This window comes from Paenibacillus sp. 1-18, assembly GCF_000520755.1.
GTDB classification, from domain to species: Bacteria; Bacillota; Bacilli; order Paenibacillales; family Paenibacillaceae; genus Paenibacillus; species Paenibacillus brasilensis.
On the sequence record NZ_ASSB01000235.1, the window covers coordinates 1 to 3252 of the forward strand.

Sequence of the window (3252 nt, forward strand, 5' to 3'; positions counted from 1 at the left end):
AGCCAATTGGTTCGCACGCTCGTTCAGCTCGCGGTACGTAAGCTGACGCTCCTCATATACAACCGCCACGTGATCCGGCACAAGCTGGGCCTGTTCCTCCACATAGACGTGGAATAACAATTCCGCTTTCTTCGCATCACTCCACGCAGATACACCAACTGAACCAAAACCATCAATAATCTTCGCTTTTTCCTCAGCAGTCACCAGTTCAAGCTCATCTACCAGCGCATCCGGTCTGTTAACCGCTTCTTCTATAATATGCAGCAAATGCTGGCGGATTTGTTCAATGGCTGCGCGTTCAAACACCAGTGCGTTGTATTCCAAATGAACACCGATTTCGTCGCCCGGCACAACGGTAATGTTGAAATCATAGTTTGTTTGCTCTGACATAGAGGCATTTGCAATGGTGAAACCATTCGTGTCATGGCTGCCCATTTGCTCCATGCGCTGTTCGACTGGGTAGTTCTCAAACACCATAATATGGTTTACCAGATCCTGCTTCTGCTCTGTCAGGGCCTGAATTTCATACAATGGATAGGTTTCATAGGCACGGGAAGCAAGCGCCTGCTCCTGTGTCTGCTTCATCAGCTGAGCGAACGTAACATCTTTATCACTATGAATCCGCACAGGTACGGTATTAATGAACAAGCCAATCATTTTATCAATGCCTGGAATATCCGCTGATCTACCAGATACGACACTACCAAATACAACATCCCGACTATTGTTATACCGTTGCAGCACAACGCCCCATGCTGCCTGCAGCAGTGTATTTACCGTTACCTGCTGCTGCTTGACCAGCTTGTTCATCTGTTCTGTCACTTCACGGCTCAGTGTAAACGAAAGCTTGTCCGCCTCATATCCCTTGGCATGTCCGTCCAGCTGCTTCGCCTGCGGCAACACCGTCTGCTGCTCAAAGCTAGCAAAATAGTCGCTCCAGAACCGTTCAGCCTCTGCGTTGTCCTGCCGTTCCAGCCATTCGATATATTCGCTGTATGGCGTTATCGGCGCAAGCTCCGGCTTCCGGCCTTCGAGCAATGCAAAATACGTATTGAAAGCTTCCCCGACAACCAGGAACAAGCACCAGCCGTCCATCAAAATATGGTGGAAGCTCCATACAAAACGGTATGATTCTTCGCCCGTACGTAATATAGATACTCTCATCAGCTCGCCTGAGCTGAAATGAAACCCTTCCGCTTTGTCGCGTTCAGCAAAATCAGCAATGTACGCGTTTAGCTCTCCTTGCTCCATCGAACGCACATCTTCAAAACGGAATCCGGCTAGTTTGTGGCGGTACACCACCTGTAAAGGCTGCTCATTCCACCCGCTATAAAAGTTCGTTCTGAAAATTTGATGTCGATCCACCAGCTGATTCAAGCTTTCGGCAAAAACATCCACCTCAAAGCTGCCTTGCAGATCAAATGTCGCCTGTTCAAAATAAGCTCCGGATTGCGGCTCCATCAAGCCGTGGAACAGGATTCCCTTTTGCATCGGCGTTAGTGAATAAATATTTTCCAGTTCACCCGCAGCAGCAGTGTGTTCTACAATGTGTTCCAATTCTCCAGCCGTTAGTCCCTGGAAGGACAGATCGCTTGGCGTCAGCTCCGGCAGCTCTTTTTCTACGCAATGGGCTAATACCTGACGCAAGCTTTCCTGAAGCAGATCGGCCAGCTTTTTGATTGATTTCTCCATGAACGTTTTGCTGCTATAGCTGATTGTCAGCTCCAACGCACCGTCCCTGATCATGCCGTTGATATCCAGGGCATACCGTTTGGTCAGCGTGTCACTAATGGAAGCCCCGATGGAATAAGGAGACATGCGGAATGCATTATTTTTCAAATCCTGATCAAATTGCCCGAGATAGTTAAAGCTGATTTCCGGCTCGGCGACAAAAGCTGCTTCCCCTCCTACAGCAGCAGAAAGATATCTCAAGATCCCGTATCCAATTCCTTTATGCGGCAAACGGCGCAGCCCTTCTTTGACGTTCTTGACACGTCGTCCCACATTCCGATCCTCGCCCATATCCAGCATAACTGGGAATTGACTGGTAAACCAACCGACCGTACGTGTAATATCCACGTCTGGCAAAATAGCTTCCCGTCCGTGACCCTCCAGGTTTACAAGCACCTGACTGATGCCTGCCCACTCGTGAACGGCGGTTCCCAGAGCCGTCAGCAGCAGATCGTTCGCTTCCGTATTATAGGCACGGTTTGCCTGCTTCAAAAATTGCTCTGTCTCTTCGACTGTCCACGCCACCGTGAGCGTACGGTCATCGCGTAGCTGAGGCTTGGCCTCGGATTTGCGAATGTAATCCTTGGGCAAAGTTGCTTGAGTAGCCCCAGCCTGCTCCAGCTGCTGCCAGTACGCACGTTCATTCTCCAATGCTGTGCTGTTCGCATAAGCTGACAGCTGATCAGCCCACAGGCGGAAGGAATCCGTCTTATTCGGCAAACGGACAGACTCGCCCTGTAAAGCCTGCTCATATCCGGTTGCCAAATCCTCCAGCAAAATACGCCAAGACACACCATCGACCACAAAATGGTGGATTGCCACCAGCAAATGATCTCCATCAGGGCAACGGAACAGCCCCAGCTTCACCAGAGGGCCTTCATCCAGGCAGATGCTGCCTTGAATTTCGCTGGCTTTTTCCTCCAGCTCATGAGCAAAATCAGGCTCGTTCGTAAAATCGACCACTTCGAGGCTGTAGAGCTCGCCTTCTTGTACGCCACGGTTCCATGCTACATACCCACCGTCTGCATTATGGCGGAAGACGATACGCAAAGCGTCATGATGCTCAACAATGCGTTGCAGTGCCTGACGAAGCGCCGTTTCGTCCATACGATCCTCACGGTGCAGCATCAATGCCTGATTATAGTGTTCTGGCTTAGCCGGCTGCTGCTCAATAAACCAATGCTGAATCGGCGTCAACGCTACCGTACCCGTGACTTCCCCTTGGTCTGAGACGCGGCTCACCTGCTGTACCCGTCCATTCAGCTCAGCGATGGTCGGATATTGGAACAGTTCCCTCATTTCCAGTTTATAGCCGTTTTGCAGCAGTCTTGAAGACACCTGAATAGCCTTGATCGAGTCGCCTCCCAGATGGAAAAAGTTATCCAGTACACCAATTTGCTCGATGCCCAGCACAGATTGCCATACCGATACCAATGTCCGCTCCACTTCGGTTCGAGCTGCTACATAATCCTCGCCGGAGTCCACACTTCCCTCTGGCTGCGGCAACGCCCGGCGATCCAC

1 protein-coding gene is annotated in these 3252 nt (G+C 50.7%); it reads right to left on the bottom strand.

Going from position 1 to position 3252, the window contains the following annotated elements; translation table 11 throughout:
- Positions 1-3252 (bottom strand): condensation domain-containing protein (locus L693_RS0114560; protein ID WP_025717883.1); only part of this gene is annotated, 3252 nt, incomplete at both ends.